The organism is Mesorhizobium sp. M7A.F.Ca.US.014.04.1.1 (assembly GCF_003998745.1).
Taxonomy (GTDB): Bacteria; Pseudomonadota; Alphaproteobacteria; order Rhizobiales; family Rhizobiaceae; genus Mesorhizobium; species Mesorhizobium ciceri.
The window spans coordinates 1-482 of record NZ_RZRW01001432.1 but is presented as its reverse complement, the minus strand read 5'-3'; the positions used below and the strand labels follow the sequence as shown (position 1 = coordinate 482).

Genomic DNA, 482 nt, shown 5'->3' with positions numbered 1-482 from the left:
CGATGGGCCTGCCGGCGATCTCCACCGCCAGCGACTCGGGCTTCAGCCGATAGCCCTTGCAGACCGGGCAGGGTGTGGCCGACATGAAGCGCTCGATCTCCTCGCGCATCCAGGCGGATTCGGTCTCTTTCCAGCGCCGCTCGAGATTGGGGATGACGCCTTCGAAAGTCTTCGTCGTCTTGTAGGAGCGCAGGCCGTCATCATACTGGAAGGTGATCTCGCGCTCGCCGGTGCCGCGCAGGACGGCTTCCTTGGCCTCTTCGGACAAATCCTTGAACTTGTCGCCGAGCTTGAAGCCATAGGCCTTGCCCAATGCCTCCAGCGTCTGCGCGTAATAGGGCGAGGTCGACTTCGCCCACGGGCTGACGGCGCCGTCGCGCAGCGAGATGTTTTCATCCGGCACGATCAGATTGCCGTCGATGGCGCGCTGGCTGCCGAGACCGTCGCAAGTCGGGCAGGCGCCGACCGGATTGTTGAACGAA

General features: G+C 63.7%; 1 pseudogene. It reads right to left on the bottom strand.

The annotated features are described in order from the left end of the window. Positions 1 to 482: pseudogene (locus EOA22_RS36950) on the bottom strand (excinuclease ABC subunit A); the annotation flags it as partial.